This is a genomic window from Streptomyces sp. NPDC002463, assembly GCF_042889835.1.
Lineage (GTDB): Bacteria > Actinomycetota > Actinomycetes > Streptomycetales > Streptomycetaceae > Streptomyces > Streptomyces nymphaeiformis.
The window spans coordinates 184,491-211,488 of record NZ_JBIARL010000005.1 but is presented as its reverse complement, the minus strand read 5'-3'; the positions used below and the strand labels follow the sequence as shown (position 1 = coordinate 211,488).

General features: G+C 71.9%; 27 protein-coding genes. 7 read left to right on the top strand and 20 right to left on the bottom strand.

From position 1 onward, the window contains the following. Positions 1-10: 10 nt before the first annotated feature. A complete protein-coding gene (locus ACFYX3_RS13120; protein ID WP_389011985.1) occupies positions 11-1,417 on the top strand; it encodes an MFS transporter in 1,407 nt (468 codons plus the stop codon). 28 nt (positions 1,418-1,445) lie between these two features. Here the strand turns inward: ACFYX3_RS13120 and ACFYX3_RS13115 are convergent, their stop codons facing one another. The 10 genes from ACFYX3_RS13115 to ACFYX3_RS13070 form a co-directional block, all read right to left on the bottom strand. Further along, positions 1,446-1,799 (bottom strand): MmcQ/YjbR family DNA-binding protein, encoded by a 354-nt coding sequence (locus tag ACFYX3_RS13115; protein WP_389011982.1) that lies wholly within the window; start codon positions 1,797-1,799, stop codon positions 1,446-1,448. After that, on the bottom strand, positions 1,796-3,091 hold the full coding sequence (locus ACFYX3_RS13110) for a hemolysin family protein (RefSeq protein WP_376590459.1): 1,296 nt from the start codon (positions 3,089-3,091) through the stop codon (positions 1,796-1,798). The genes ACFYX3_RS13115 and ACFYX3_RS13110 overlap by 4 nt, the downstream gene beginning before the upstream one ends. Positions 3,092-3,096: 5 nt before the next feature. Continuing rightward, a complete protein-coding gene (ybeY, locus tag ACFYX3_RS13105; protein WP_389011980.1) occupies positions 3,097-3,594 on the bottom strand; it encodes an rRNA maturation RNase YbeY in 498 nt (165 codons plus the stop codon). A gap of 12 nt (positions 3,595-3,606) precedes the next feature. Continuing rightward, entirely contained in the window at positions 3,607-4,644 is a 1,038-nt protein-coding gene (locus ACFYX3_RS13100) for a PhoH family protein (protein WP_389011978.1), read from the bottom strand. Positions 4,645-4,750: 106 nt separating this feature from the next. Then, entirely contained in the window at positions 4,751-5,869 is a 1,119-nt protein-coding gene (locus ACFYX3_RS13095) for a carbohydrate kinase family protein (RefSeq protein WP_389011975.1), read from the bottom strand. Between the two features lie 119 nt (positions 5,870-5,988). Next, a complete protein-coding gene (locus tag ACFYX3_RS13090) occupies positions 5,989-6,987 on the bottom strand; it encodes an adenosine deaminase (protein WP_389011972.1) in 999 nt (332 codons plus the stop codon). A gap of 2 nt (positions 6,988-6,989) precedes the next feature. Beyond that, positions 6,990-7,895, bottom strand: coding sequence for a ribonuclease Z (locus ACFYX3_RS13085; RefSeq protein ID WP_376590466.1), 906 nt, complete (start codon positions 7,893-7,895; stop codon positions 6,990-6,992). A gap of 3 nt (positions 7,896-7,898) precedes the next feature. Next, entirely contained in the window at positions 7,899-8,258 is a 360-nt protein-coding gene (locus ACFYX3_RS13080; protein ID WP_086821945.1) for a histidine triad nucleotide-binding protein, read from the bottom strand. Positions 8,259-8,367: 109 nt separating this feature from the next. Continuing rightward, on the bottom strand, positions 8,368-9,462 hold the full coding sequence (locus ACFYX3_RS13075) for a tetratricopeptide repeat protein (protein WP_389011967.1): 1,095 nt from the start codon (positions 9,460-9,462) through the stop codon (positions 8,368-8,370). Continuing rightward, the gene (locus ACFYX3_RS13070; protein ID WP_389011965.1) at positions 9,459-10,724 is read right to left on the bottom strand and encodes an ATP-binding protein; all 1,266 of its coding nucleotides are present in this window, start codon (positions 10,722-10,724) and stop codon (positions 9,459-9,461) included. The genes ACFYX3_RS13075 and ACFYX3_RS13070 overlap by 4 nt, the downstream gene beginning before the upstream one ends. Positions 10,725-10,798: 74 nt before the next feature. Here ACFYX3_RS13070 and ACFYX3_RS13065 point away from each other — a divergent pair, with 74 nt between their 5' ends. Beyond that, positions 10,799-11,209 (top strand): hypothetical protein, encoded by a 411-nt coding sequence (locus ACFYX3_RS13065; RefSeq protein WP_389011962.1) that lies wholly within the window; start codon positions 10,799-10,801, stop codon positions 11,207-11,209. On the opposite strand, the gene ACFYX3_RS13060 is transcribed toward ACFYX3_RS13065, so the two are convergent. The 4 genes from ACFYX3_RS13060 to hrcA form a co-directional block, all read right to left on the bottom strand. Further along, on the bottom strand, positions 11,206-11,949 hold the full coding sequence (locus tag ACFYX3_RS13060) for a 16S rRNA (uracil(1498)-N(3))-methyltransferase (RefSeq protein WP_389011959.1): 744 nt from the start codon (positions 11,947-11,949) through the stop codon (positions 11,206-11,208). The genes ACFYX3_RS13065 and ACFYX3_RS13060 overlap by 4 nt on opposite strands. After that, positions 11,946-13,028 carry a nitronate monooxygenase gene (locus ACFYX3_RS13055; RefSeq protein ID WP_376590473.1) on the bottom strand — a complete coding sequence of 361 codons (1,083 nt, stop codon included), beginning with the start codon at positions 13,026-13,028 and terminating at the stop codon, positions 11,946-11,948. Before ACFYX3_RS13055 ends, ACFYX3_RS13060 begins: the two co-directional genes overlap by 4 nt. Positions 13,029-13,203: 175 nt before the next feature. Then, positions 13,204-14,343, bottom strand: coding sequence for a molecular chaperone DnaJ (gene dnaJ / locus ACFYX3_RS13050; protein WP_093876158.1), 1,140 nt, complete (start codon positions 14,341-14,343; stop codon positions 13,204-13,206). Further along, the gene (gene hrcA, locus ACFYX3_RS13045) at positions 14,344-15,363 is read right to left on the bottom strand and encodes a heat-inducible transcriptional repressor HrcA (protein ID WP_116161056.1); all 1,020 of its coding nucleotides are present in this window, start codon (positions 15,361-15,363) and stop codon (positions 14,344-14,346) included. It lies immediately after the preceding gene. 148 nt (positions 15,364-15,511) lie between these two features. On the opposite strand from hrcA, the gene ACFYX3_RS13040 reads away from it, so the two are divergent. The 3 genes from ACFYX3_RS13040 to ACFYX3_RS13030 all read left to right on the top strand — a co-directional run bounded on the left by ACFYX3_RS13040 (position 15,512) and on the right by ACFYX3_RS13030 (position 17,718). Further along, positions 15,512-16,240, top strand: coding sequence for an MBL fold metallo-hydrolase (locus ACFYX3_RS13040; protein WP_389011954.1), 729 nt, complete (start codon positions 15,512-15,514; stop codon positions 16,238-16,240). A gap of 171 nt (positions 16,241-16,411) precedes the next feature. After that, entirely contained in the window at positions 16,412-17,215 is an 804-nt protein-coding gene (locus ACFYX3_RS13035) for a DUF3097 domain-containing protein (protein WP_376590478.1), read from the top strand. Between the two features lie 128 nt (positions 17,216-17,343). Continuing rightward, a complete protein-coding gene (locus ACFYX3_RS13030) occupies positions 17,344-17,718 on the top strand; it encodes a peptidoglycan-binding protein (RefSeq protein ID WP_389011951.1) in 375 nt (124 codons plus the stop codon). A 37-nt stretch (positions 17,719-17,755) separates the two neighbouring features. On the opposite strand, the gene hemW is transcribed toward ACFYX3_RS13030, so the two are convergent. The 3 genes from hemW to lepA form a co-directional block, all read right to left on the bottom strand. Continuing rightward, positions 17,756-18,988 (bottom strand): radical SAM family heme chaperone HemW, encoded by a 1,233-nt coding sequence (hemW, locus tag ACFYX3_RS13025; RefSeq protein WP_389011948.1) that lies wholly within the window; start codon positions 18,986-18,988, stop codon positions 17,756-17,758. A 48-nt stretch (positions 18,989-19,036) separates the two neighbouring features. After that, positions 19,037-20,914: an AMP-dependent synthetase/ligase gene (locus ACFYX3_RS13020; RefSeq protein ID WP_389011945.1), complete on the bottom strand. Its 1,878-nt coding sequence runs from the start codon at positions 20,912-20,914 to the stop codon at positions 19,037-19,039. A gap of 168 nt (positions 20,915-21,082) precedes the next feature. After that, positions 21,083-22,951 carry a translation elongation factor 4 gene (gene lepA, locus ACFYX3_RS13015; protein WP_389011942.1) on the bottom strand — a complete coding sequence of 623 codons (1,869 nt, stop codon included), beginning with the start codon at positions 22,949-22,951 and terminating at the stop codon, positions 21,083-21,085. A gap of 186 nt (positions 22,952-23,137) precedes the next feature. On the opposite strand from lepA, the gene rpsT reads away from it, so the two are divergent. Then, positions 23,138-23,404 carry a 30S ribosomal protein S20 gene (gene rpsT / locus ACFYX3_RS13010; protein WP_188270270.1) on the top strand — a complete coding sequence of 89 codons (267 nt, stop codon included), beginning with the start codon at positions 23,138-23,140 and terminating at the stop codon, positions 23,402-23,404. A 461-nt stretch (positions 23,405-23,865) separates the two neighbouring features. Here rpsT and holA read toward each other — a convergent pair whose 3' ends face one another. After that, entirely contained in the window at positions 23,866-24,855 is a 990-nt protein-coding gene (holA, locus tag ACFYX3_RS13005; protein ID WP_389011939.1) for a DNA polymerase III subunit delta, read from the bottom strand. 62 nt (positions 24,856-24,917) lie between these two features. Here holA and ACFYX3_RS13000 point away from each other — a divergent pair, with 62 nt between their 5' ends. Beyond that, positions 24,918-25,160: a hypothetical protein gene (locus ACFYX3_RS13000; RefSeq protein ID WP_116161049.1), complete on the top strand. Its 243-nt coding sequence runs from the start codon at positions 24,918-24,920 to the stop codon at positions 25,158-25,160. Positions 25,161-25,183: 23 nt separating this feature from the next. Here the strand turns inward: ACFYX3_RS13000 and ACFYX3_RS12995 are convergent, their stop codons facing one another. Further along, positions 25,184-26,068 carry a YceI family protein gene (locus ACFYX3_RS12995; protein ID WP_376590488.1) on the bottom strand — a complete coding sequence of 295 codons (885 nt, stop codon included), beginning with the start codon at positions 26,066-26,068 and terminating at the stop codon, positions 25,184-25,186. A 108-nt stretch (positions 26,069-26,176) separates the two neighbouring features. After that, entirely contained in the window at positions 26,177-26,986 is an 810-nt protein-coding gene (locus tag ACFYX3_RS12990; RefSeq protein ID WP_389011934.1) for an arylamine N-acetyltransferase, read from the bottom strand. Positions 26,987-26,998 lie beyond the last annotated feature (12 nt).

The window sequence follows — 26,998 nt, the reverse complement described above, 5'->3', positions numbered from 1 at the left end:
AGGTGGACGCATGGCAACGACGACCACCACCCCGCCCGAGTCCCCCACCGCCCCGGCCGCTCCCCCGGCCCTCAGCCGCCGCGACCGGCTGGTCCTCTTCGTCCTGTGCGCCGCCCAGTTCATGGTGGCGCTCGACTTCTCCGTCCTGAACGTCGCTCTGCCCGTCCTCGGCGCCGACCTGCGCTTCGACGCGTCGGCCCTCCAGTGGGCGGTCACCGCCTTCGCGCTGCCCTCCGGCGGCTTCCTGCTCCTGTTCGGCCGGATCGGCGACCTCTTCGGCCGCAAGAAGCTCTTCCTCTCCGGCCTGGTGCTCTTCGGCGCGGCCTCCCTGCTCGCCACCCTCGCCTGGAGCCCCGGCGTCTTCCTCGCCGGCCGCGCCCTCCAGGGCCTCGGCGCGGCGGCGATCGTGCCGACCGGCATGGCGCTGCTCACCACCGTCTTCCCCGAGGGCCCGCTGCGGGCCAGGGCGCTCGGCATCTCCGGCACCCTGATGTCCCTCGGCTTCACCATCGGCATGGTGCTCGGCGGTGTCATGACCGACACCCTCGGCTGGCGCTCCACGATGGCGCTGCTGGCCGTCTTCACCCTGATCGTGCTGCCGCTCGCCCCGGGCCTGCTGCCCGAGTCCCGCACCCCGGAGCGGCCCCGCCTCGACGTGCCCGGCGCGATGACCGTCACCGGCGGTCTGCTCTCCCTGATCTACGCCCTGACGACGGCGGCCGAGCGCGGCTTCGGCGGCGTGGACGTCCCCGTGGCGCTCGCCCTCGGCGTGCTGCTCCTCGTGGCCTTCGGCGTGATCGAGTCCCGGCACCCGGCCCCGCTGGTCTCGCTGCCGGTGCTGCGCCGCCGTACCGTCGCCTTCGGCAACCTGGGCGGTCTGGTCACCTTCTCGATGATGTCGACGATCGTCTTCGTCCTGACGCTGTACCTGCAGGAGACCCTCGGCCTCTCGGCCTTCGCCTCCGGCATCGTCTTCGGCGTCCAGGGCGCGTTCTCGGTGCTCGCCGGCATGATCACCCCGAAGGTGATCGGCCGCTTCGGCGCCCACCGCACCCTGGTGGTCTCGCTCGCCGGACAGGGCCTGCTGACCGCCGCGATCCTCGGCATCGGCCGGGAGTCGGGCGCGGTCCTGGCGACCGTCGCCGTCTCCCTGGCGTCGATGCTGCACCTCGGCGCGATCATCTCGTACGGCGTGACCGTCACCTCCGGCGTCCGCGACGAGGAGCAGGGGCTGGCGACCGGTCTGGTCACCACCACCCAGCAGGTCGGTCTCACCGTCGGCATCCCGCTGCTCGGGGTGCTCGCGACCACCGGCGAGGACCTGTTCTCGGGGGTCCGCACGGTCATCGCCCTGGACGCGGCGATCGTGGTGGCCGCGGCGGTCCTGGTCGCCCTCGGCCTGCGGCGCCGGTCCTGAAGGCCGGGTGTGCGGCGCCGGCCCTGGGCTACGGCCGGTCGAGGCGGAGCCGTACCGCCCTCGGAAGACCCGCGACGACGAGGTCGTACGAGTCCTCGACGAGCTCCCGGACCATGCGGTCCGGGAGCTCTCCCACGGTCACGGTGTTCCAGTGCCGCTTGTTCATGTGGTAGCCGGGGGCGATCGCCGGGTGCTCCTCCCGGAGCCGTACGGCCTCGTCCGGCTCGCACTTGAGATTGACCCGCAGCGGCTCGGCGTCGAGCCACGAGAGCGCGAACATCTTCCCGGCGACCTTGAAGACGGAGACGTCCGGGCCGAACGGGAACTCCTCCGCCGCGTCGTTGAAGTCCAGGCAGAAGGCGCGCAGCTCGTCGGGGGTCATTCCGGTTTCTCCTCCGGTTCCAGCGGTTCCACGAGCACGGTGACGATCTTGTTCCGGCGGCCGGCCGGCGACTCGGCCGTCAGCCGCAGCGAGCGTCCGTCCGGAAGCTCCACGACCGCCTTGGCGCCCGAGATCGGGACCCGGCCGAGCGCCTTGGCGAGCAGACCGCCGACGGTCTCCACGTCCTCGTCGTCGTACTCGTCGGGGCCGAAGCCGTACAGCTCGCCGAGGTCGCCGATGTCGAGGCGGGCGGTGACCCGGTAGCGGTCGTCGCCGAGCTCCTCGACGGGCGGCAGCTCCCGGTCGTACTCGTCGGTGATCTCGCCGACGATCTCCTCCAGGATGTCCTCGATGGTGACGATGCCGGCCGTGCCGCCGTACTCGTCGATGACGACGGCGACGTGGTTGCGCTCCTGCTGCATCTCGCGCAGCAGGTCACCGGCGTTCTTGGTGTCGGGCACGAAGGCGGCGGGCCGCATCGCGGTGGACACCAGGTCGGACTCGGAGTCCCGGTTGATGTGGGTCCTGCGGACCAGGTCCTTCAGGTAGACGATGCCGACGATGTCGTCCTCGTTCTCCCCGGTGACCGGGATCCGGGAGAAACCGGAGCGCAGCGCGAGGGTGAGGGCCTGCCGGATGGTCTTGTACCGCTCGATGCAGATCAGGTCGGTCCGGGGCACCATCACCTCGCGGACGAGGGTGTCGCCCAGCTCGAAGACCGAGTGCACCATGCGGCGCTCCTCGTCCTCGATCAGCGACTCCGCCTCGGCGAGGTCGACCATGGCCCGCAGCTCGGCCTCGGAGGCGAAGGGGCCCTTGCGGAAGCCCTTGCCCGGGGTCAGCGCGTTGCCGATGAGGATGAGCAGCTGCGGGATCGGGCCCATGATCCGGGCCAGCGGAAGCAGCACGTACGCGGCGGCGGTCGCCGTGTTCAGCGGGTGCTGGCGGCCGATGGTGCGCGGCGAGACGCCGACGGCCACGTACGAGACGAGGACCATCACGACGATCGCGACGAGCAGCGCCTCCCAGGTCTCCGGGAAGGCCTCCAGGCAGGCGTACGTGACGAGGACGCCGGCCGCCATCTCGCAGGCGACGCGGACGAGCAGCGCCACGTTGAGGTAGCGGGTCGGGTCGGCGGCGACCTGGGCGAGCTTCTCGGCCCCGCGCCGCCCGGACCTGACGGCCTCGGCGGCGCGGAAGCTGGAGACGCGGGCGAGACCGGCCTCGGCGCAGGCGGCGAGCCAGGCGACGATGACCAGCGCGACCGCGCCGAGGATGAGCGAAGCGTTCATCGGGGTCAGGACACGGTCGGCGCCGGGGACGGGCCGGTGAGGCCCTTCTCCGCGCGCCAGCCGTCGACGATCGCCGCTTGGAGGCCGAACATCTCGGCCTTCTCGTCCGGCTCCTCGTGGTCGTACCCGAGCAGGTGCAGCACCCCGTGGACGGTGAGGAGCTGGAGCTCCTCGTCCATGGAGTGCTGCGTCGGGGCGTCCTTGCCCTGCTGGGTGGCGACCTCGGGGCAGAGCACGATGTCGCCGAGGAGGCCCTGCGGGGGCTCCTCGTCTTCCTTCGACGGCGGGCGCAGCTCGTCCATCGGGAAGGACATGACGTCCGTGGGTCCGGGCAGGTCCATCCACTGGATGTGGAGCTGCTCCATCGCCTCCGCGTCCACGACGATCACCGAGAGCTCGGAGAGCGGGTGGATGCGCATGCGCGCGAGCGCGTAGCGGGCGATGTCGAGGATCGACTGCTCGTCGACCTCGGTGCCGGACTCGTTGTTGACGTCGATCGACATGTGCTGTTTCTGCTACTTCCCGTTGCGGCTGTCGTACTGCTCGTACGCGTCGACGATACGGCCGACGAGCTTGTGCCGGACGACATCCTGCGACGTGAGGGTCGAGAAGTGCACATCCGGGACGCCGTCGAGGATGTCGCGGACCTGCCGCAGACCGCTCTTCGTCCCGTTCGGCAGGTCGACCTGGGTGACGTCACCGGTGATGACGATCTTCGAGTCGAAGCCGAGGCGGGTGAGGAACATCTTCATCTGCTCGGGGTTCGTGTTCTGCGCCTCGTCGAGGATGATGAACGCGTCGTTCAGCGTGCGTCCGCGCATGTACGCCAGGGGCGCGACCTCGATCGTCCCGCTCGCCATGAGCTTGGGGATCGAGTCGGGGTCGAGCATGTCGTGCAGCGCGTCGTACAGCGGCCGCAGGTACGGGTCGATCTTCTCGTAGAGCGTGCCGGGCAGGAAGCCGAGCCGCTCGCCCGCCTCGACGGCGGGCCGGGTCAGGATGATCCGGTTGACCTGCTTGGACTGCAGGGCCTGGACCGCCTTCGCCATGGCGAGATAGGTCTTGCCGGTGCCGGCGGGGCCGATGCCGAAGACGATCGTGTGCTTGTCGATCGCGTCGACGTACCGCTTCTGGTTGAGCGTCTTGGGACGGATCGTGCGTCCCCGGCTGGAGAGGATGTTCTGCGTGAGCACCTCGGCGGGAGTCTCCTCGCCGCCCTCCGCCGATCCGTTCTCGCTCGCCCTGAGCATGGCGATCGAGCGTTCCACTGCGTCCTCCGTCATCGGCTGACCGGTGCGGAGCACCAGCATCATCTCGTCGAACAGGCGCTGGATCAGGGCGACTTCCACGGCGTCGCCGACCGCGCTGACCTGGTTGCCCCGCACGTGGATGTCGGCCTGCGGGAACGACCGCTCGATCACACGGAGCAGGGAGTCACCGGAACCGAGAATGGTCACCATGGGGTGCTTCGCGGGGACGGTGAAGTGGGCGCGGGCCTGTCCGGGCGCCTCGTCACTGGGCGCACCGTTGTGGGCTGTGGGTGTCTGCGTCATGGGCCGGCACTGTGGCCTGCACATACCTCCCGTTGCAGGGTTCTCGCTGCTCGACAACCTCTCGGCTACCAAGCCTACGACCAGCCGCCGACAAGACCGTAGGGGTTTACGGATGAGCGGCCCGGAACCCGATCGTCGGCACCGCCCGGCGCAGCGGCCACGGGCGGGCGGGTGCGGGCAGGAGCCGCTCCAGGAAGGCGTAGCGGCCGCGCAGCGCCTCGGGGTCCTGCCGGGCGTGACCCTGGACGTGCTGCCACCAGGCGGCGATCTCGTGCCAGGTGGGGGCGGACAGCGACCCCCCGAACTCCTGCACCGACAGGGCGGCGGTCAGACCGGCGAAGGCGAGCCGGTCGGCGAGCGGCCAGTCGGCGAGGGTGCCGGTGACGAACCCGGCGACGAAGACGTCCCCGGCGCCGGTCGGATCGAGCGCGGAGACCTGGATCGCGGGCACCTCGGCGGTCTCGCCGGTGCCGCCGTCCACGGCGTAGGCGCCCTCGGAACCGAGGGTGACGACGGCGTAGCGGACCTTGTCGGCGAGGGCGCGGGCGGCGGCCCGGGGGCAGTCGGTGCGGGTGTAGCGCATCGCCTCGGCGGCGTTGGGCAGGAACGCCTCGCAGTGCTGGAGGTCGGTGAGCCCGGCCAGGTCCCAGCGGCCGGTGTCGTCCCATCCGACGTCGGCGAAGACCTTGGCGCCGCCGCGCGCGGCCTGGGCGACCCACTCCTCGGAGCGGCCCGGCACGAGGGAGGCGACGGCCGCGCGCGCGTGCGGCGGATAGGCGGGCAGGGCGCCGTCGAGCGGCGGGGCCTCGTGGCCGTGGGAGACCATCGTGCGCTCGCCCTCGTACGCCATGGAGACGGTGACGGGCGAGTGCCAGCCGGGCACGGTCCGCGACAGCGAGAGATCGATCCCCTCGCCCTGCTCCAGGGCGTCCCAGCAGTACTCGCCGTAGTGGTCGTCGCCGAACGCGGCGGCGAGCGAGGTCCGGAGCCCGAGCCGGGCGAGGGCGGTGGCCATGTTGGCGACGCCGCCGGGGCTCGACCCCATCCCGCGGGCCCAGGACTCGGTGCCGCGCACGGGGGCGGAATCGAGGCCGGTGAAGATGATGTCGAGGAAGACGGTGCCGGTCAGGAAGACGTCGCAGTCCGGGTCGGTGGGCTCGCGCAGGCACACCAACGGGTCGACCCCGGCGTCGTGTTGCGGCTGCTCTCCCCTTGCTGTGGTCACGGCAGACTCCCCGGTCGCGGTGCGGATCAGATCAGTGTGCCCGATGGGGGTGGGGTGACGGGTGGGACGCACAGAAAGACGTCTCCCCCACCCCCGCACACGCACCGGCCCGCGGCCGGCTACCCCTCACCGAACGTGTAGGCCTCCACCTCGGAGAGGTACCGCGCCCTGCGCGGCTCGTCGTCCTCCAGGAACGACGCCAGGAACGAGTTTTGCGCCAGCTCGCGGAGCTGCTCCGGATCCAGGTCCAGCGCGTTCCGCACCCCGTCGAAGTTGTCCCCCACGTACCCGCCGAAGTACGCCGGGTCGTCGGAGTTCACGGTCACGAGCAGCCCCGCCGTCATCATCGCGCGGAGCGGATGGTCGGCGAGGGTGTCGACGACGCGGAGCCGGACGTTCGAGAAGGGGCACACCGTCAGCGGGATCCGCTCGCGGGCCAGCCGGTCGACGAGCTCCGGGTCCTCCATGCAGCGCAGGCCGTGGTCGATGCGCTCCACTCCGAGTACGTCGAGCGCCTCGCGGACGTAAGCGGCGGGGCCCTCCTCGCCCGCGTGGGCGACGCGGCGCAGGCCGAGCCGGGCGGCCTCCTCGTACACCTCGCGGAACTTGGCCGGCGGGTGGCCGACCTCCGCCGAGTCCAGGCCGACGCCGGTGATCCGGTGCAGGTACGGCTTCGCGGCCTCCAGGGTCGCGAGTGCCGACTCGGCCGACTCGTCGCGCAGGAAGCACAGGATGAGCCGGGTGGAGATTCCGTACCGCTCCTCGGCGCGGTCGAGGGAGGCCCCGAGGCCCTCGATGACGGTGCCGATCGGGACGCCGCGGGCGGTGTGTGCCTGCGGGTCGAAGAAGATCTCGGCGTGCCGGACGCCCTGGGCCGCGGCCCGCTCCAGGTACGCGTCGGCGAGTTCGGTGAAGTCCTCGGCGGTGCGCAGGACGGCCATCAGGCCGTAGTAGAGGTCCAGGAACGACTGGAGGTCGCTGAAGCGGTAGGCCTCGCGGAGGGCGGCGGTGTCCGCGTACGGCAGGGTGATGCCGTTGCGGGCCGCGAGCGCGAAGGCGAGCTCGGGTTCGAGGGTGCCCTCGATGTGGAGGTGCAGTTCTGCCTTGGGTACGGGCATGTTCACGTTCGTTTCGGTACGGGGACCCTCATGAGGTCCTGGGCAATGCTCAGCTCGCCGTCGAACCCGGCCTCCCGCGCCTGCCGTTCGAAGGCGGCGGGGTCGGAGTAGCGCTGCGAGAAGTGGGTCAGGACGAGGTGCCGGACGCCCGCGTCGCGTGCGACGGCGGCGGCCTGCCCGGCGGTCAGATGGCCGTGGTCGGTGGCGAGCCGGACGTCCTCGTCGAGGAAGGTCGACTCGATGACGAGCATGTCGGCGCCTTCGGCGAGGGCGTGCACCCCGTCGCAGAGCCGGGTGTCCATGACGAAGGCGAAGCGCTGCCCGCGCCGGACCTCGCTGACCTCGTCGAGCGGGACACCGTTCAGGCTGCCGTCGCGCTGGATCCGGCCGACGTCGGGGCCCTTGATGCCGTGCGCGGCGAGCTTCTCGGGCAGGAGGCGGCGCCCGTCGGGCTCGGTGATCCGGTAGCCGTAGGACTCGACGGGGTGGGAGAGCCGGCGGGCGTCCAGGGTGAAGGACTCGGTGACGGCGAGCGGCCCGTCGGCGGCCACCGGGGCCTCCGTGAGCTGCACGGTCTCGCGATAGGCCGTGGCGTACCGCAGCCGCTCGAAGAAGTGCTGCCCGCTCGCCGGGTAGTGGGCGGTGACCGGGTGCGGGACCTGGTCGAGGTTGATCCGCTGGATCACCCCGGCCAGGCCGAGCGAGTGGTCGCCGTGGAAGTGCGTGACGCAGATCCGGTCGAGGTCGTGGGCGGCGACCCCGGCCCGCAGCATCTGGCGCTGGGTGCCCTCGCCGGGGTCGAAGAGGATGCCCCGGCCGTCCCAGCGCAGCACGTAGCCGTTGTGGTTGCGGTGCCGGGTCGGGACCTGGCTGGCGGTCCCGAGGACGACCAGTTCGCGTACGGACACGTCTTATCCGGGGGGCCAGTTGAGGCCGCGGCCGCCGAGGACGTGCGCGTGCGCGTGGAAGACGGTCTGGCCGGCTCCGGCGCCGGTGTTGAAGACGATCCGGAAGCCGCTGCCCTCGATCTTCTCCTGCTCGGCGACCTCGCCCGCCTCGCGCAGTATGTCGGCGGCGACGGTCGGCGCGGCGGCGGCCAGCGACGCGGCGTCGGGGTAGTGGACGCGCGGGATGACGAGGACGTGCGTGGGCGCCTGCGGGTTGATGTCGCGGAACGCGACGGTGGTCTCCGTCTCGCGCACGATCGTCGCCGGCACCTCCCCCTCCGCGATCTTGCAGAACAGGCAGTCGCTCTGCGGCTCTCCGGCCATGTCCCGGACCTCCTCGGTCTGATGCCGATCACTGACCATGTACTGGCCGTGCCTTGACGATCAACTACCCGGCCATGCTATCCGCCGCCTCCGACGGCGAACGGCAGGATCAGTCCTTCGGAATACGACGGTTCAGCGCCGAGCGGCTCACCCAGTACGTGATGATCACACCCCAGAACAGGGGCGTGCCGAAGCCGCTCACCGTGCCCGAGTCGAAGGACCACAGGGCCGGCGAGGCGAGCGAGTAGAGGCCGAGGAGCCCGACCGCCCCGGCCATGAACAGCACCGGCCGGCAGTTGCGGGCCACGAGGAGCAGGGGCCGGCGCAGCCTGGGCGGCACCCGGCGGGCCATCCACACCCCCCACCCGGTCCAGGCGCCGAGGACCACGGCCGCGCCGACCAGGAGCGGCACGGCCGCGACGACCCAGGTCGCGCCGTCGGGGACCGCGGCGCGGGCGACGGCGGAGGCCACGAAGCCGAGGAGGGCGACCCAGCGGGCCCCGGCGGCGGTGTTCCAGGCCATGGCCTCCAGGTTGTAGCGGGCCTTGCGGTCCTGGAGGTCGAGCGCGGCGGAGGCGACGAAGCCCTCGGCGGCCTGCGTCCAGGCACCGCGCCGGAACCAGCGCCGCCGCAGCCGCAGCAGCGAGAGGTTGTTGTGGGCCTCGCTGCTGTGCGGGTTGAGGCGCAGGGTCGTCTCGTACGCGCGCTGGGCGGTGGCGTGGTCGCCGCGCCGCTGGGCCGTGAGGCCGACCAGGAAGTGGGCGGCGTCCTCCTCGGGGGCGAGGCTGACGGCGGTCCGCGCGATCTCGTACGCCTCGACGGTACGCGCGGGCGTGCGCGCGTACTCGGCGTGCTCGGCGAGGGCCGTGCCGAGCGCGTAGTGGGCGCCCCAGAAGTTCGGTGCGAGTTCCACGGAGTACCGCGCGGCGGCCTCGGCCTCCGGGAACCGTCGGTCGGCGAGGAGGATCTGGACCCGCATCAGCCAGGCCCCGAGCAGATCGGGATGGGCCCCGAGCGCCTGGTCGACGGCGGCGAGGGCGGCGGCCTGGTCGCCGGCCCGGTGGTGGCAGCGGGCGAGCAGGACGAGCGCCTCGGCGTCCTCCGGTTCGGTCGCCAGGTGCCGGGCGACGAGCTCACCGGCCTGCGCGTACCGCCCGGTCTCGTAGAGCGCCTCGGCGCGCGCGAGCACGGTGGACGCGGTCACAGCTTGCGCTTCCGCTTGAGGTGGGCGAGGAGGTCGTCGTACAGGCCGCCCTCGTTCGCGAACATGGCGACGTTCCGGGCGGCCGCGAACCACGGCTCCGTCGACGGCTTGATCTGTCTGGCCGCGCCGAGCAGGTCCTTGGTGGTGATCAGGCGTACGGAGCCGGTGCGGGCGGAGTCGAGGAGCGCGGCCTCGGCGGCCGACTCGCAGACGTGGGCGAGGTCCGCGCCGGAGAAGTCCTCGGTGGCCTTGACGAGCTTGCCGAGGTCGACGGCCTCGATGGGCCGCTCCCGCAGGTGGTAGCGGAGGATCGCCTCGCGGGCGGCCGCGTCCGGCGGCAGCACGAGCAGCGTGCGGTCGAGGCGGCCGGGGCGGCGCAGCGCGATGTCCACGTCCCAGGGCACGTTGGTCGCGGCGAGCACGAACACGCCCTCGTTGCCGGCGCCGCTCGCGATGCCGTCGAGCTCGGTGAGGAGCTGGTTGACGACGTTGCGCAGGCCGCTGTGGTGGGTGCGCGAGCGCTTGGCGCCGAGGGCGTCCAGCTCGTCGAGGAAGACCACGCAGGGCGCCTGGCGGCGGGCGGTCTCGAAGATGTCGTGGACGTTCTTCTCGGAGGCCCCGATCCACATGTCGAGGACGTCGGAGAGCGAGACGGTGAGGAAGTTGGCGCCGAGCTCGCCCGCGACGGCCCGCGCGATGAACGTCTTGCCGCAGCCGGGAGGGCCGTACAGGAGCAGGCCGCCGCGGAGCGACTTGCCGTACAGCCTGCGCAGTTCGGGGTTGCGCATGGGCGCGAGGAAGGCGGCCTCCAGGCGCTCCTTGACCTCCTCCATGCCGCCGACGTCGGCGAGGCGTACGGCTCCGGGGGCGTCGACGTCCCAGGCTGCGGCGTCCCCGGCGGTCCCGTCGGCCCCCTCGGCCTGCGGGTCGTCGAGGAACCGGGGCCCGACGAGGTCCCGCACCTGCTGCTCGGCGGCGTCCCAGTCGAAGGAGGGGGCGGGCTCGACGGGCTTCTCGGGCACGGGTGAGGGCTCGGGCTTCCGGGGCTCCACCGGAGGCATCCCCATCGCCCGCACCATCAGCGCACGCGCGTCCGCGTCGCCGGGCGCGTGCTGGAGGGCGGCGGCCGCCTCCGCGACGGCCTCGTCGTTCCGCCCCTCGGAGAGGAGGAGTTCGGCGAAGTGGAGGCGCAGGGGCACATCACCGGGGGCGGCGGCCACGGCGGCGCGCAGACTGCGGATGAGGGGGGACTCGTCGGCCATGCGGGTCAGCCTAAGGAGCATCCGGGGGCCCCTGTCCACCGGGGGCGGCGGGGCACGGGCGTAGGGTGCGCGGCATGAGACGGGAAGGCGCGCCGCGCAGACTGACCGTGGACGGCGCCCTGTGGCTGTGGAACGTCCGGCACCGGCACCCGGACTGCCGGACCGTCCTCTCGCTGCGCCGCGCGGAGCACCCCCACGCGCAGCTCCGCCTCGTCTTCCGGGAAGGACCGGGCCGCATCGTGGCCGGGTACCCCTTCGGCCTGGGCGACGTGGCCTCGGCCGACGGCGACATCCTGAACCTGAACATGCCCGGTGTCGTACGCCGCTTCCTGGAGGAGGCCGCGGCCCGGGGCCTCCTCCCCACCGTCCACGGCGTCCGCGAGGAGGACGCCTGGCCGCTCTACGACGCGCTGACCGGCACGGCCCAGGGCCTGTCCGGCGGCTCAGGCCGCCGCCCCGGCCATGGTCCGCCGGACAGGCCCTAGCTCCAGCGGCCGGTGCGCCCCAGGACGAGGGCCGTCGCCGCCGTGCCGGCCGTCGACGTGCGCAGGACGCTGCGGCCCAGGCGGTACGGCTTCGCGCCGACGGCCTCGAAGGCGGCGAGCTCGTCCGGGGAGACCCCGCCCTCGGGGCCGACGATCAGCACGATCGAGCCCTTCGCCGGGAGTTCGGCGGTGGCCAGCGTGCCGCTGGGGTGCTCGCGGTCCTCGTGCAGGACGGCGGCGAAGTCGGCGTCCGCGAGGAGGGCGGCGAGCTGCTTGGTCGTCATGAGGTCGGTGACCTCGGGGAAGCGGGTGCGGCGCGACTGCTTGCCGGCCTCGCGCGCGGTGGACCGCCACTTGGCGAGTGCCTTGAGGCCCCGGTCGCCCTTCCACTGGGTGATGCAGCGGGAGGCGGCCCAGGGCACGATCGCGTCCACGCCGGTCTCCGTCATGGTCTCGACCGCGAGTTCGCCCCGGTCGCCCTTGGGGAGGGCCTGGACGACCGTGATGCGCGGCTCCTCCTCGGGGTCCTCGTGGACCTCGTCGACCCGCACGGTGAGCTCGTCCTTGCCCTCGGCGGAGACCACCACGCACTCGGCCCAGCGGCCCCGCCCGTCGGCGAGGACCAGCTCCTCGCCCGCGCGCAGCCTCTTCACGGAGACGGCGTGCCGGCCCTCGGGCCCGTCCAGGAGGAAACTCCCGGCACCGGGGACGGTGTCGACGACGAAGACGGGCGCGGTCATGAAGCACTCCTGTGTGCCAGGCCGGAGAGGGCGGTGTCGAGTTCGGCGGCCAGCACCTCGACCAGCTGTCCGGCGGGGAGTTCGCGGGCGAGGCGGTGGCCCTGGCCGGCCCACAGGGCCATGCCCTGGGCGTCGCCGGAGGTGGCGGCGGCCTTGCGGAGCGGGGCGGTGAGGTGGTGGATCTCGGGGTAGGCGGCGGGGGCGTACGGCCCGTGCTCGCGCATGAAGCGGTTGACGAGGCCGCGCGCCGGACGCCCGGAGAAGGCCCGGGTGAGGGCGGTCCGGGTGAACAGCGGGTCGGTCAGGGCCCGCTTGTGCAGCGGGTGGGCGCCCGACTCGGGGCAGGGGAGGAAGGCGGTGCCGAGCTGGGCCGCGTCGGCACCGGCGGCGAGGACGGCGGCGATCTGCGCGCCGCGCATGATCCCTCCGGCGGCGACGATCGGCAGCGCGACGGCCTCGCGGACCTGGGTGACGAGGGTGAGGAGCCCGGTGCCGGGGGCGCCCTCGTCGGCCGGGTCGTCGCGGTACGTGCCCTGGTGGCCGCCGGCCTCGACGCCCTGGACGCAGACGGCGTCGGCGCCTGCCCGCTCCGCGGCGAGGGCCTCGTCGGCGGAGGTGACGGTGACGATCGTGTACGTACCGACGCGGTCGAAGGCGTGGAACGTCTCCTTCGCGGGGCAGCCGAAGGTGAAGGAGACGACGGGGACCGGGTCCTCCAGGAGGATGGCCAGCTTGGCGTCGTAGGCGTCGTCGCGGGAGTCGTCGGCCTCGCCGAGCGGGGTCTCGTACCAGGTGGCCTCGCCCGCGAGCTGGTGCCGGTAGACCTCGACGGCGGCGGGGTCGGCGGGCCGGCCGTCCTGCGGCATGAAGAGGTTGACACCGAACGGGCGCGCGGTGAGGGTGCGGACCCGCTTGATCTCCTGGTACAGGCCTCCGGCCGTCTTGTACCCGCCGGCGAGGAAACCGAGGGCCCCGGCCCCGCAGACGGCCCCGACGAGCTCGGGAGAGGAGGCGCCACCGGCCATGGGGGCCTGCACGATCGGAAACCGAGAGAGATCGTTCAGTGCGGTGGGGGACATATGGGCATCGTGTCATGCCCCTACGGGGGGACAGGAAAAGGGGCGGCACCGGAGTGCCGCCCCTTCCTCATGCCTACCGCCCGTTGAAGGCGTCCTTCAGGCGCGAGAACAAGCCCTGCTGCCCCGGCTGACTGTGCTGACCCGGGGGACGACCCCCGGACCCCCAGCCGAGCGCCTACCGCCCGTTGAAGGCGTCCTTCAGGCGTGAGAACAGACCCTGCTGCCCCGGCTGGAACTGCCCCGTGGGCCGTTCCTCGCCGCGGAGCTTGGCCAGCTCGCGCAGGAGCCGCTCCTGCTCCGCGTCGAGCTTGCTCGGGGTCGTCACCTCGACGTGCACGATCAGGTCGCCCCGGCCGTTGCCGCGCAGGTGCGTGACGCCGCGCCCGTGCAGCGGGATCGACTGACCGGACTGCGTGCCCGGACGGATGTCGATCTCCTCGACGCCGTCGAGGGTCTGCAGCGGCACCTTGGTGCCTAGCGCGCCCGCCGTCATCGGGATGGTGACCGTGCAGTGCAGGTCGTCGCCGCGCCGCTGGAAGACCTCGTGCGGGGTCTCGTGGATCTCGACGTACAGGTCGCCGGCGGGGCCGCCGCCGGGGCCGACCTCGCCCTCGCCCGCGAGCTGGATGCGGGTGCCGTTGTCGACACCGGCCGGGATCTTGACCGTGAGGGTGCGGCGGGACCGCACGCGGCCGTCGCCGGCGCACTCGGGGCACGGCGTCGGGACGACGGTGCCGAAGCCCTGGCACTGCGGGCAGGGCCGCGAGGTCATGACCTGGCCGAGGAAGGACCGGGTGACCTGGGAGACCTCACCGCGGCCGCGGCACATGTCACAGGTCTGCGCCGAGGTGCCGGGCGCGGCACCCTCACCCGAACAGGTGGTGCAGACGACCGCCGTGTCCACCTGGATGTCCTTGGTGGTGCCGAAGGCCGCCTCGTTGAGGTCGATCTCCAGGCGGATCATGGCGTCCTGGCCGCGGCGGGTGCGCGAGCGCGGGCCGCGCTGCGAGGCCGTGCCGAAGAAGGCGTCCATGATGTCGGAGAAGTTGCCGAAGCCGCCGGCTCCGAAGCCGCCGCCCGCGCCACCGCCGCCGGAGGCCGAGAGCGGGTCGCCGCCGAGGTCGTAGACCTGCTTCTTCTGCGGGTCCGAGAGGACCTCGTAGGCGGCGTTGATCTCCTTGAAGCGTTCCTGCGTCTTGGGATCGGGATTGACGTCCGGGTGCAGCTCGCGTGCGAGCCTCCGGAACGCCTTCTTGATCTCGTCCTGGGACGCGTCGCGGCGCACGCCGAGTACGGCGTAGTAGTCCGTGGCCACTTACGACTCCGCCAGGATCTGTCCGACGTAACGTGCCACTGCGCGTACCGCTCCCATCGTTCCGGGGTAGTCCATGCGGGTCGGTCCGACCACGCCGAGTTTGGCGACTGCCTCGCCGCCCGAACCGTAGCCGACCGAGACGACGGACGTGGAGCTCAGCCCCTCGTGGGCGTTCTCGTGCCCGATGCGTACGGTCATGCCCGATTCCTTGGCCTCGCCGAGCAGCTTGAGGAGCACGACCTGCTCCTCCAGGGCTTCCAGGACAGGCCTGATCATCAGGGGGAAGTCGTGTCCGAAGCGGGTGAGATTGGCGGTGCCGCCGATCATCAGCCGCTCCTCGTGCTCCTCGACCAGGGTTTCGAGGAGGGTCGCGAGCACGGTCGAGACCGTGGCGCGGTCCTCGACCTCCTCGAAGGACTCGGGGAGGTCCTGCACCAGCTGCGGCACGTCGGCGAACCGGCGGCCGACGACCCGGCTGTTGAGCCGGGCCCTCAGGTCGGCGAGCGAGGTCTCGCCGAAGGGCGCGGGGCAGTCGACGACCCGCTGCTCGACCCGGCCGGTGTCCGTGATGAGGACGAGCATCAGGCGGGCGGGGGCCAGCGAGAGCAGCTCCACGTGCCGGACGGTCGAGCGGGTCAGCGAGGGGTACTGGACGACGGCGACCTGGCGGGTGAGCTGGGCGAGCAGTCGTACCGTGCGCCCGACGACGTCGTCGAGGTCGACGGCTCCGTCGAGGAAGTTGTGGATGGCCCGCCGCTCCGGCGTCGACAGCGGCTTGACGCCGGCGAGCCGGTCGACGAAGAGCCGGTAGCCCTTGTCGGTGGGGATGCGCCCGGCGCTGGTGTGAGGCTGGGCGATGTACCCCTCCTCCTCCAGCACGGCCATGTCGTTGCGGACGGTGGCGGGCGACACGCCGAGCTTGTGGCGCTCGGTGAGCGCCTTGGAGCCGACGGGCTCCTCCGTCCCGACGTAGTCCTGGACGATGGCGCGCAGGACCTCGAGTCTGCGTTCGCTGAGCATCGTGCGCACCTCCAGCTGTCGTCGTCGTTCCGGTTGCTCCGCTTTTGGCACTCGCCCTGTCCGAGTGCCAGCGATCCCCCGGCCAGTGTACGGCGGCGGACATCGCTCCTGGCAAGGAGGCGGCGCCCGCACCGGCTAGCGTCGCCCCATGGACGTGGATTGGGAAGCGTACGGATGGGAGCGTCTCGCGGACGGGGTGGGCCGGCGACGGCTGCCCGGCTGGGACGCCACGGTCGGGCTGGTCCTGGGGACACGGGCGGTCCTGCTGTACGACACGGGGTCCTCGCTCGCGGAGGGCGCCGAACTGCGCGCACAGGTGAGGGGACTCACAGGCGGCCGCAAGGTGACACACATCGCACTCAGCCACCCGCACTTCGACCATGTGCTCGGCACGGCGGCGTTCGCCGGGGCGGAGGTCTTCGGCGCGGTGGGATCGGACGACCTCCTGAGCGGGACGAGGGCCCGGGAGGAGCTGTACGGGGACGCGGTACGGCAAGGGGTCGATCCGCAGGTGGCGGCGGAGGCGACGGACGTCCTGGTGGCCCCCCGGCACCTGGTCACGGGCGAGTGGACGCTCGACCTCGGCGACCGCCAGGTCCTCCTGGCGAACGTGGGACCCGGCCACACGGGCCACGACCTGGCGCTCTGCGTCCCGGGTGAGCGCGAGGTCGTCTTCTGCGGCGACCTGCTGGAGGAGTCGGGCGAGCCGCAGGCGGGCCCGGACGCGATCCCGTCCCGCTGGCCGGACGCCCTGGACCGGCTGCTCGCCCTGGGCGGCGAGGAGGCGGCGTACGTGCCGGGCCACGGGGCTGTGGTGGACGCCACGTTCGTCCGGGCGCAGCGCGGTGAACTGGCACGCCGCTTCGGGGTGTCGTAGCGTCGCCCGAATGCGCGGCTACGACACGGACCTGACGCCGCCTCGGACGAAACAGAGCTCATGCGCAGCTACAACCCGGATCTGACCCCGCCCTGACCGTGCCTGCCCGGGGGATGACCCCCGGACCCCCAGCAGAACCCCCGCCACCACGCCCCGGACGGAACGGAGCCCATGCGCAGCTACAACCCGGACCTGACCCCGCCCTGGAAGAAGTCCGCTCCCGTCCCGGAGATCCCGGCCGACCCCGACCTGGTCGTCGAGGAGGTCACCACGGGCTTCTGCGGGGCGGTGATCCGCTGCGAGGCGGGCACGGTGACGCTGGAGGACCGGTTCGGCAAGCACCGGGTCTTCCCGCTGGAACCGCGCGGCTTCCTCCTGGAGGGCAGGGTGGTGACCCTGGTCCGCCCGGCGTCGGGCCCGTCCCGCCCCACCCGTACGGCGTCCGGCTCGATCGCGGTCCCCGGCGCACGCGCGCGCGTGGCACGGGCGGGCCGGATCTACGTGGAGGGCCGCCACGACGCCGAGCTCGTCGAACGGGTCTGGGGCGACGACCTGCGCATCGAGGGCGTGGTCGTGGAGTACCTGGAGGGCGTCGACGACCTGCCGTCGATCGTCGCGGAGTTCGCCCCGGGACCGGACGCCCGGCTCGGCGTACTCGTCGACCACCTGGTCCCGGGCTCGAAGGAGTCGAGGATCGCCGCCCAGGTGACGTCCCCGCACGTCCTGGTCGTCGGCCACCCGTACATCGACGTCTGGGAGGCCGTGAAGCCGTCCTCCCTGGGCATCCCCGCCTGGCCGGCGGTCCCCCGCGGCCAGGACTGGAAGACGGGCGTCTGCCGCGCCCTCGGCTGGCCCTCGGACAACACGGGCGCGGTCTGGCAGGCGATCCTGAAGCGCGTGACGTCCTACAAGGACCTGGAACCGGAGCTCCTGGGCCGCGTCGAGGAACTGATCGACTTCGTGACGGCGCCGTAGGCGGGGTGGCGGGCCGGGGTGTCCCGGAGCGTCCCTGGCCGGGCGTCCCGGGACACGGGACCGGTGCCGGGACGAGCGAGGCCGTGCCAGCGTGGCGGCACCGCATCACCCCACCCCTGGAGGAATCCGTGTTCAGCCGCCCCGTGTTCAGGCGAGCCGCCCTGCTGACGTCGTCCGTCGCCGTCGCCATGGTGAGCCTCGCGGGCACCGCCGACGCCGGCACCTCCGCCCCGTACCTCTCGTACGGAAGCCGGGGCGACGGCGTGAAGTGCGTGCAGGCGGCCGTGAACTGGGCCCACGCCGTCTCGGTGCCGCTGGAGATCGACGGCATCTGGGGCGAGCGGACGCAGTGGGGCGTGGTGGGCTTCCAGCGCTGGAAGCTGGGCGACTCCCAGGCGGACGGCATCGTCGGACCCGACACGGGCGACAAGATGATGGCGATCCTGAGCCAGAACCCGGCGATGGCGGACTTCTGCTACGACGTCCTGCCGACCCACTACTGAGGCCCCCTGGTCCGCCTGGTGGACCAGGGCCCTCCTCCTAGTCCACCAGGTCCCGCACCACCGCGTCGGCCAGCAGCCGCCCGCGCAGCGTCAGGACCGCACGCCCCGCCTCGTACGACTCGGGGTCGAGCAGCCCGTCCCCCAGCGCCTTGCGCGACGCCGCGAGGCCCGCGGGCTTGAGGATCGCCAGCTCGACGCCCTCCCGCAGCCGCAGCTCCAGGAGGATCCGCTCGACGCGCCGGTCCTCCTCCGCGAGGATCTCCCGCCCGGCACCGGGCGACCGGCCCTCCGCCAGCGCCGCCGCGTACGCGCCGGGATGCTTCACGTTCCACCACCGGACCCCGCCCACGTGGCTGTGCGCGCCCGGCCCCGCGCCCCACCAGTCGGCCCCGCGCCAGTACAGCTCGTTGTGGAGGCAGCGCCCGGCCTCGGAGGTGGCCCAGTTGGACACCTCGTACCAGGAGAAGCCCGCCTCCTCGAAGGCCGCGTCGGCGATCAGGTAGCGGTCGGCGTGCACGTCGTCGTCGGTCATGGGCACCTCACCGCGCCGGATGCGCCGGGCGAGCTGCGTGCCCTCCTCGACGATCAGGGCGTAGGCGCTGACGTGGTCGGGCCCGGCGCCGATCGCCGCCTCCAGCGAGGCCCGCCAGTCGTCGTCGGACTCGCCGGGCGTGCCGTAGATGAGGTCGAGGTTGACGTGCTCGAACCCGGCCGCCCGCGCCTCCCCCACGCACGCCTCGGGCCGCCCGGGGGTGTGGGTCCGGTCGAGGATCTTCAGGACGTGCCGGCGGGCGCTCTGCATCCCGAAGGAGATCCGGTTGTAGCCGCCGGCGCGCAGCTCGGCGAGGTAGGCCGGGTCGACGGAGTCCGGATTGGCCTCGGTCGTCACCTCGGCGTCGTCGGCGAGCCCGAACTCGTCCCGGATGGCCCCCAGCATCCGCACGAGGTCCCCGGCGGCGAGCAGCGTGGGCGTGCCGCCGCCGACGAAGACGGTCCGGACGGGCCGCGGGTCGTCCCCGAGGACCTTCCGGGCGATCCGGATCTCCTCGACGACCTGGTCGGCGTAGTTGTCGCGGGAGGCGAGCACACCGCCCGTACCGCGCAGCTCGCTCGCCGTGTACGTGTTGAAGTCGCAGTAGCCGCAGCGCGTCGCGCAGTACGGCACGTGCAGGTAGAACCCGAGCGGCCGCTCCCCGGCCCCTTCGAGGGCGTGCGGGGGCAGCGCCCCGTCGTCGGGAACGGACTCACCATCGGGCAGTACGGAAGGCATGAGCCCCATTGTCCCGTACTGCCCGAGGTAGCGGCCCGGCCCCGCAGGTCACGCCTCGCGCGAGCCCGCGTACATCTCCTCGATGAGCTCCTTGTACTCGCGCTCGACGACCGGCCGCTTCAGCTTCAGGGACGGGGTGAGCTCGCCGTGCTCGATGTCGAGGTCGCGCGGGAGCAGGCGGAACTTCTTGACCGTCTGCCAGCGCTGGAGGCCCTCGTTGAGGCGGTCGACGTAGCCCTGGATGAGCTTCTCGGTCCGCGGGTCGGCGACGACCTCCGCGTACGGCTTGCCGCCGAGGCCGTGCTCGGCGGCCCAGCCGAGGAGGGCGGGCTCGTCGAGGGCGATGAGGGCGGTGCAGAAGTTCCGGTCGGCGCCGTGGACGAGGATGTTCGAGACGAAGGGGCAGACGGCCTTGAACTGGCCCTCGACCTCGGCCGGCGCGATGTACTTGCCGCCGGACGTCTTGATCAGGTCCTTCTTCCGGTCGGTGATCCGGAGGTAGCCGTCGGCGGACAGCTCGCCGATGTCGCCGGTGTGGAACCAGCCGTCGGACTCCAGGACCTCGGCCGTCTTCTCCGGGAGGCCGTGGTAGCCCTCCATGATGCCGGGGCCGCGCAGCAGGATCTCGCCGTCGTCGGCGATCCGGACCTCGGTGCCGGGCAGCGGCTTGCCGACGGTGCCGGTGCGGTAGGCCTCGCCCGGGTTGACGAAGGAGGCGGCGGAGGACTCGGTGAGGCCGTACCCCTCCAGGATGTGGATGCCGGCGCCGGCGAAGAAGTAGCCGATCTCGGGGGCGAGGGCGGCGGAGCCGGAGATGCAGGCGCGCAGGTTGCCGCCGAAGGCCTCGCGGATCTTGCCGTAGACGAGGGCGTCGGCGACCTTGTGCTTCGCGGAGAGGCCGAAGGGCGCGGAGGCGGTGCCGGTGCGGCGGAAGTTGTCCTGGGTGGCCTTGGCGTACTCGCGGGCGATGCCGGCCGCCCACTGGAAGATCTTGTACTTGGCTCCGCCGCCCGCGCGGGCCTTGGCGGCGACCCCGTTGTAGACCTTCTCGAAGATGCGGGGCACGGCCGCCATGTAGGTCGGCTGGACGACCGGCAGGTTCTCGATGATCTTGTCGACGCGGCCGTCGACGGCGGTGACGTGACCGACCTCGATCTGGCCGGAGGTGAGGACCTTGCCGAAGACGTGGGCGAGCGGCAGCCACAGGTACTGGACGTCGTCCTGGGTGACGAGGCCGGTGGCGGCGATGGCCTTCGCCATGTACGACCAGTTGTCGTGCGGGAGGCGGACGCCCTTGGGGCGGCCGGTGGTGCCGGAGGTGTAGATGAGGGTGGCGAGCTGCGTGGAGGTGATCGCGGCGACCCGCTCCTTGACCGCCTCGGGGTGCTCCTCCAGGTAGGCCTTGCCGCGCTTCTCCAGCTCGGCGAGGGAGAGGACGAAGTCCCCGTCGCTCTCCACGTCCGCGGCGTCGATGACGACGACGTGGCGGAGGTTCGGCAGCTCGGCGCGGCGCTCGACGGCCTTGGCCAGCTGGGCCGCGTTCTCGGCGATGAGGACCTTCGACTCGGAGTCGGAGAGGATGAACGCCGACTCCTCGGCGTTGGTCTGCGGGTAGACCGTGGTGGTCGCGGCGCCCGCACACATCACGCCGAGGTCGGAGAGGATCCACTCGACACGGGTGGAGGAGGCGAGGGCGACGCGCTCCTCGGCCTGGACGCCGAGGTCGACGAGGCCGGCGGCGATCGCGTAGACCCGCTCGGCGGCCTGTCCCCAGCTGAGCGACTTCCAGTCGTCCGGGCCGGTGCCGGAGGCGGCGGGGACCGGGTAGCGGTAGGCCTCCGCGTCCGGGGTCCGCTCGACGCGCTCAAGGAAGAGGGACGCCACGGAGGGCGGCCGGTTCTCGATCTGGGTCTGTGTGTCGCTCACGACGTCCTCCGGGCGGCGGCGGTGCCTTCTGGTGGTTCGTAACTAACTGGCGAGTAACCTTCGAGCCGGGATCAGAGTAGAGGCCGGAATGCTGCCACGTAAGGGCCTGTGGATAACGAACAGGCCCACGTGCGCGACGCACGTGGGCCCATTCGGTGCATAACTCAGCTACTTCTTGCCCTTGCCCGAGGACTCGTCGCTCGACAGGACGGCGATGAAGGCCTCCTGCGGCACCTCCACCGAGCCGACCATCTTCATGCGCTTCTTGCCTTCCTTCTGCTTCTCCAGCAGCTTCCGCTTACGGGAGATGTCACCGCCGTAGCACTTGGCGAGGACGTCCTTCCGGATGGCGCGGATGGTCTCGCGGGCGATGACCCGGGAGCCGATGGCGGCCTGGATGGGCACCTCGAAGGCCTGCCGCGGGATGAGCTCGCGCAGCTTGGCGACGAGCCGGACACCGTAGGCGTACGCGGCGTCCTTGTGGGTGACGGCCGAGAAGGCGTCCACCTTGTCGCCGTGCAGCAGGATGTCGACCTTGACCAGGCTGGAGGCCTGCTCGCCGGTGGGCTCGTAGTCGAGGGAGGCGTAACCGCGCGTCTTGGACTTCAGCTGGTCGAAGAAGTCGAAGACGATCTCGGCGAGGGGCAGGGTGTAGCGGATCTCGACCCGGTCCTCGGAGAGGTAGTCCATGCCGATCAGCGTGCCGCGACGGGTCTGGCAGAGCTCCATGATCGCGCCGATGAACTCGCTCGGGGCGAGGATCGTGGCGCGCACGACGGGCTCGAAGACGTCGTTGATCTTGCCTTCGGGGAACTCGCTCGGGTTCGTGACCGTGTGCTCGCTGCCGTCCTCCATGACCACGCGGTAGACCACGTTGGGGGCGGTGGCGATCAGGTCGAGCCCGAACTCGCGCTCCAGCCGCTCGCGGATCACGTCGAGGTGGAGGAGACCGAGGAAGCCGACGCGGAAGCCGAAGCCGAGCGCGGCGGAGGTCTCCGGCTCGTAGACCAGCGCGGCGTCGTTGAGCTGGAGCTTGTCGAGGGCCTCGCGGAGGTCCGGGTACTCCGAGCCGTCCAGCGGGTAGAGGCCCGAGAAGACCATCGGCTTCGGGTCCTTGTAGCCGCCCAGCGGCTCGGTGGCGCCCTGGTGCAGGGAGGTGATCGTGTCACCGACCTTGGACTGGCGGACGTCCTTCACACCGGTGATCAGGTAACCGACCTCGCCGACGCCGAGACCGTCGGACGACGTCATCTCCGGCGACGAGACACCGATCTCCAGCAGCTCGTGGGTCGCGCCGGTCGACATCATCTTGATGCGCTCGCGCTTGTTGAGCTGACCGTCGACGACACGGACGTACGTCACGACGCCCCGGTACGAGTCGTACACGGAGTCGAAGATCATCGCGCGGGCGGGGGCGTCGGCTACGCCGACCGGGGCCGGGACGTCCCGCACGACGCGGTCGAGCAGCGCCTCGACGCCCATGCCGGTCTTCGCGGAGACCTTGAGGACGTCCTCCGGCTGGCATCCGATGAGGTTGGCCAGTTCCTCGGAGAACTTCTCCGGCTGGGCGGCCGGCAGGTCGATCTTGTTGAGGACCGGAACGATCGTGAGGTCGTTCTCCATCGCCAGGTAGAGGTTGGCGAGCGTCTGCGCCTCGATGCCCTGCGCCGCATCGACCAGGAGGATCGTGCCCTCACAGGCGGCGAGCGACCGGGACACCTCGTAGGTGAAGTCGACGTGCCCGGGCGTGTCGATCATGTTCAGGATGTGCGTCCTGCCCTCACCCTGCCCGTCGGTGGGCGCCCAGGGCAGCCGGACCGCCTGGGACTTGATCGTGATGCCGCGCTCCCGCTCGATGTCCATCCGGTCGAGATACTGGGCGCGCATCTGCCGCTGGTCGACCACACCGGTCAGCTGGAGCATCCGGTCGGCAAGCGTGGACTTGCCGTGGTCGATGTGCGCGATGATGCAGAAGTTGCGGATCAGAGCCGGGTCGGTACGGCTCGGCTCGGGCACGTTGGTAGGAGTCGCGGGCACGCAGGGATCTCGTCTCGGGCGATGTTTCAGAACGGATACGTAGACACCATGGTCCCATGCCCGCCGCCCGGCGCCCGGTTTGGGCGGCTCCGAGGGTGGCTGATAGTGTGGACAGCTGTGTCTCGTATGCCCTCTCAGCTGCGAGGCGCATCCAGAAGGAACATCGAACCTGTAAAGGCTCTTTTCGTGGCGAACATCAAGTCCCAGATCAAGCGGAACAAGACGAACGAGAAGGCGCGCCTGCGCAACAAGGCCGTCAAGTCCTCGCTCAAGACCGCGATCCGCAAGGCCCGTGAGGCTGTCGCCGCCGGCGACCTCGAGAAGGCCACCGTTGCCACTCGTGCCGCCTCGCGTCAGCTCGACAAGGCTGTCTCGAAGGGTGTCATCCACAAGAACGCCGCCGCCAACAAGAAGTCGGCGCTGGCCACCAAGGTTGCCTCCCTCCAGGGCTGAGCTCTGATGTGACCGGCCGTACGGGATCCAGCGGGCCCTCTACCCCGCTCCCGCCCGGCCACCCGGACTCGCGCACGGACGCGTTCGCCACGCGGGCGCGAGCCCACCAGCGACAACGCCGAAGGCCCCGCAACTCCCTTCCCCAGGGAGCGGCGGGGCCTTCGCCGTACCTGCCGGGGGGTAGAGGAGGGCCCGGGAAGGGCGCGCAGGGGGCGGCTGCGGGGGTACGGGAACGCGAAGGCACCGCCGCCGGGTAACGGGGCCGGCGGCCTGAGGCAGCCGCACGGCTGCAGGGGCCGGCGGCGCGAAGCGGCCGCACGGCTACTGGGGCCCGGGGGGCTCCGGGGAAGAAATTCGGCCTCAGCCCCCACCAGCCCCCGGCAGGGTTTCGGGAAGGGGTGGGGTGGGGGATTCGGTCGGGCGCCGGCCACGAGCCGCCCCGCGCCCGGGAACCGCCCGGCTCACCCCCGCCGCAGCCGCGCCGCCCGCGCCACCGCGACGACCGCCTTCTCCAGGGCGTACTCCGGATCGTCGCCCCCGCCCTTCACCCCCGCGTCCGCCTCCGCGATCGCCCGCAGGGCCAGCGACACCCCGTCCGGGGTCCAGCCGCGCATCTGCTGACGCACGCGGTCGATCTTCCAGGGCGGCATGCCCAGCTCCCGCGCCAGGTCGGCGGGCCGTCCGCCCCGGGCCGAGGAGAGCTTGCCGATCGCCCGTACCCCCTGGGCCAGCGCACTGGTGATGAGCACGGGCGCGACCCCGGTCGAGAGCGACCAGCGCAGGGCCTCCAGGGCCTCCGCCGCCCGCCCCTCGACGGCGCGGTCCGCGACGTTGAAGGAGGAGGCCTCGGCGCGGCCCGTGTAGTACCGCCCGACGACGGCCTCGTCGATCGTCCCGTCGACGTCGGACGTGAGCTGCGAGACCGCGGACGCGAGCTCCCTCAGATCGCTGCCGATCGCGTCGACGAGCGCCTGGCAGGCCTCGGGCGTGGCGGACCGCCCCAGCCTCCGGAACTCCTGCCGGACGAACGTCAGCCGCTCCGCAGGCTTCGTCGTCTTCGGGCAGGCGACCTCCCGCGCCCCCGCCTTGCGCGCCGCGTCGAGCAGCCCCTTGCCCTTGGCGCCGCCGGCGTGGAGCAGGACGAGCGAGATGTCCTCGATCGGATCGTCCAGGTACGCCTTGACGTCCTTGATCGTGTCGGCGGAGAGGTCCTGCGCGTTCCGCACGACCAGCACCTTGCGCTCGGCGAAGAGCGAGGGGCTGGTGAGCTCGGCCAGCGCCCCGGGCTGGAGCTGATCGGGGGTGAGGTCGCGCACGTCCGTGTCGGCGTCGGCGGCCCGCGCGGCCGCCACCACCTCCTGGACGGCGCGGTCGAGGAGCAGGTCCTCCTGCCCCACGGCGAGCGTCACGGGGCCGAGGAGGTCGTCGGGGGAAGTCTTTCTGGTGGCCATCGCGATCCAGCATCCCACGGGCCACTGACACCGCCGCCCTGCAAGGGGTCGAGAATGGCGGGGTGAGTGAACGACACGTACTGGTACTCCCCGACCGCGACGCCGCCGAGGAGGTCGCCGAGGAGCTCCCCGACCGTTTCGGCCTGGCCGAGGAACCGCAGCTCGTACGGGACGCCCTGGCCGGGGAGGACGACGCCGAGGACGCCCAGTGGCTGGTGGTCGTCGAGGACCCGGACGCCCGCCTCGACCCGGCGGCACTGGACGCGCTGGCCGCCGAGTACGAGGGCTGGCTGGAAGCCCCGTAGAACAAAGGGCGTGGCCCCGCCCGTCAGCCCTTCTTGGGGACGATCTGGATGTCGAGGTCGATGCTGATGCTCGACCCGACGGCCGCGATCCCCCGCGCGAGCAGCGTCTGCCAGGTGAGGGTGAAGTCCTCCCGGTGCAGCTCGGTGGTGGCCCGGCAGGCGCCCCGGGTCTCACCCTCCAGGCCGTTCCCGAGGCCCAGGTACTGGGTGTCCAGGGTCACCGTGCGGCTCACCCCGTGGAGGGTGAGCGCGCCGGTGACCGCCCAGCGGCTGCCGCCCCGGTGGACGAAGCGCTCGCTGTAGAACTCCAGCGTCGGGTAGGCGCCGACGTCGAGGAAGTCGCCGGAGCGCAGATGGTCGTCGCGCATCTGCACCCCGGTGTCGATGGACGCGGCGTCGATGACGACGTGCATCGCGGACTGCTCCATGCGCTCGGCGATCCGCACCGCGCCCGCGAAGCCGTTGAACCGTCCGTGGATCCGGGCGAGGCCGATGTGGCGTGCCGTGAAGCCGATCTGCGAGTGCGCGGGGTCGATCTCCCAGTCACCCGGCTCGGGGAGCTGGGGCTGGGGCGCGACCTGGAGCAGGACGTCGCCGAGGCCCTGGTGCTCGCCCTCGGCGACGACGGCGCCGCCATGGTAGGGCGTGTAGCCCTCCGAGGTGACGGCGACGCGGTACTCGCCGGCCGGCACGGTCGCGAGGACGGTTCCGTACGGATCGGTCTCGCCGGCCAGGATCTTGCGGCCCGCCGTGTCGCTGACGACGAACTCGGCCTGCCGGACGGGTTCGTGCACGGGGTCGAGCACCCGGCAGCTGAGCACACCGGCGGAGGAGGGGACCGCGAGACCGGCGAGCGGACCGCCGCGCGCGGCTCCCGTCGCGCGCTTCCCGAAGAGACGATCGAACATTCTTCACGCACCCCCGTGCGACTCGTTCACTATGCAACGAAGTCGCATTCGATCACCGTTGGGGCGTTCGAGGCAAACGGGGTGAGCAGAGCCAAGTCCCGCCAAGCGTTACCGAGGGTTCGAATCGGTCATTCCGCTTCGCACGGCCGGCAGCACGTCGAGCTCGATGCCGAACAGCTCGCGGTACGCGTTCCTCACCTCGTCCTCACCGCCGAGGATCCGCTCGTCACGCTCGCCTCCGACGCGGGTGATCAGCTTCGGCGCGCTGAGGGTGATCCGGCCGTCCTCGGTGAGCAGAGAGCAGATCAGGGACTTCGGGAAGTGCGAGTCCGGCGAGGTCTGGTGGTACCAGGCGCCCGCCGTGAAGTCGGCGAGCTCCCGCGGCCGCGGCTCCAGCCGGTACTGCGGCTTCCCGTCCCGCAGCACGTCCAGATCCCCCTCCGCGGTCTCCACGATCCGGAAGACCCCGCCCGGGTCCGTCTGGTCGTCTCGCGCGCCGAAGACCAGCGGGTGGTGGATGTGGTCGCCGAAGCCGACGTCGGCCAGCCACCGCTTCCCCTCCGCGTCCTCCACGAGCAGCGCCATGTGGTCGTACGGGATGCCCGGCGTCCCGTCCGGCCCGATCACCCGCGCCTGGAGCAGTGCGACCTCGTACCCGAGGCCCCGAAGCAGCACCGCGAACGCCGTGTTGACCTCGTAGCAGAACCCGCCCCTCCGGGCCCCGACCACCTTGTCGAGGAGCGCCTTCTCGTCCAGGACGACGGGCTCGCCGAGGTGGATGGAGAGGTTCTCGAAGGGCACGGTCCGCAGGTGCAGCAGATGCAGCTCGCGCAGCGCGGCGCCGTCCGCGCGCGCCGGCCGCTCCGCGCCGATGCGGCGGAGATAGGCGTCGATGGCCGCAGGCTCATGTGTGGTCATACCGGCAGTCTG

What these genes read in the sequence shown, in the direction of transcription:
- hemW (WP_389011948.1), bottom strand. Translation starts at nt 18,988, where the DNA reads ATGCCTTCCGTACTGCCCGATGGTGAGTCCGTTCCCGACGACGGGGCG.
- ACFYX3_RS13100 (WP_389011978.1), bottom strand. Translation starts at nt 4,644, where the DNA reads ATGACGCAGACACCCACAGCCCACAACGGTGCGCCCAGTGACGAGGCG.
- ACFYX3_RS13040 (WP_389011954.1), top strand. Translation starts at nt 15,512, where the DNA reads ATGGACGTGGATTGGGAAGCGTACGGATGGGAGCGTCTCGCGGACGGG.
- ACFYX3_RS12990 (WP_389011934.1), bottom strand. Translation starts at nt 26,986, where the DNA reads ATGACCACACATGAGCCTGCGGCCATCGACGCCTATCTCCGCCGCATC.
- ACFYX3_RS12995 (WP_376590488.1), bottom strand. Translation starts at nt 26,068, where the DNA reads ATGTTCGATCGTCTCTTCGGGAAGCGCGCGACGGGAGCCGCGCGCGGC.
- ybeY (WP_389011980.1), bottom strand. Translation starts at nt 3,594, where the DNA reads ATGTCGATCGACGTCAACAACGAGTCCGGCACCGAGGTCGACGAGCAG.
- ACFYX3_RS13115 (WP_389011982.1), bottom strand. Translation starts at nt 1,799, where the DNA reads ATGACCCCCGACGAGCTGCGCGCCTTCTGCCTGGACTTCAACGACGCG.
- ACFYX3_RS13055 (WP_376590473.1), bottom strand. Translation starts at nt 13,028, where the DNA reads ATGTCCCCCACCGCACTGAACGATCTCTCTCGGTTTCCGATCGTGCAG.
- ACFYX3_RS13035 (WP_376590478.1), top strand. Translation starts at nt 16,412, where the DNA reads ATGCGCAGCTACAACCCGGACCTGACCCCGCCCTGGAAGAAGTCCGCT.
- ACFYX3_RS13120 (WP_389011985.1), top strand. Translation starts at nt 11, where the DNA reads ATGGCAACGACGACCACCACCCCGCCCGAGTCCCCCACCGCCCCGGCC.
- ACFYX3_RS13090 (WP_389011972.1), bottom strand. Translation starts at nt 6,987, where the DNA reads ATGCCCGTACCCAAGGCAGAACTGCACCTCCACATCGAGGGCACCCTC.
- hrcA (WP_116161056.1), bottom strand. Translation starts at nt 15,363, where the DNA reads ATGCTCAGCGAACGCAGACTCGAGGTCCTGCGCGCCATCGTCCAGGAC.
- ACFYX3_RS13110 (WP_376590459.1), bottom strand. Translation starts at nt 3,091, where the DNA reads ATGAACGCTTCGCTCATCCTCGGCGCGGTCGCGCTGGTCATCGTCGCC.
- ACFYX3_RS13080 (WP_086821945.1), bottom strand. Translation starts at nt 8,258, where the DNA reads ATGGCCGGAGAGCCGCAGAGCGACTGCCTGTTCTGCAAGATCGCGGAG.
- ACFYX3_RS13070 (WP_389011965.1), bottom strand. Translation starts at nt 10,724, where the DNA reads ATGGCCGACGAGTCCCCCCTCATCCGCAGTCTGCGCGCCGCCGTGGCC.
- holA (WP_389011939.1), bottom strand. Translation starts at nt 24,855, where the DNA reads ATGGCCACCAGAAAGACTTCCCCCGACGACCTCCTCGGCCCCGTGACG.
- ACFYX3_RS13065 (WP_389011962.1), top strand. Translation starts at nt 10,799, where the DNA reads ATGAGACGGGAAGGCGCGCCGCGCAGACTGACCGTGGACGGCGCCCTG.
- ACFYX3_RS13060 (WP_389011959.1), bottom strand. Translation starts at nt 11,949, where the DNA reads ATGACCGCGCCCGTCTTCGTCGTCGACACCGTCCCCGGTGCCGGGAGT.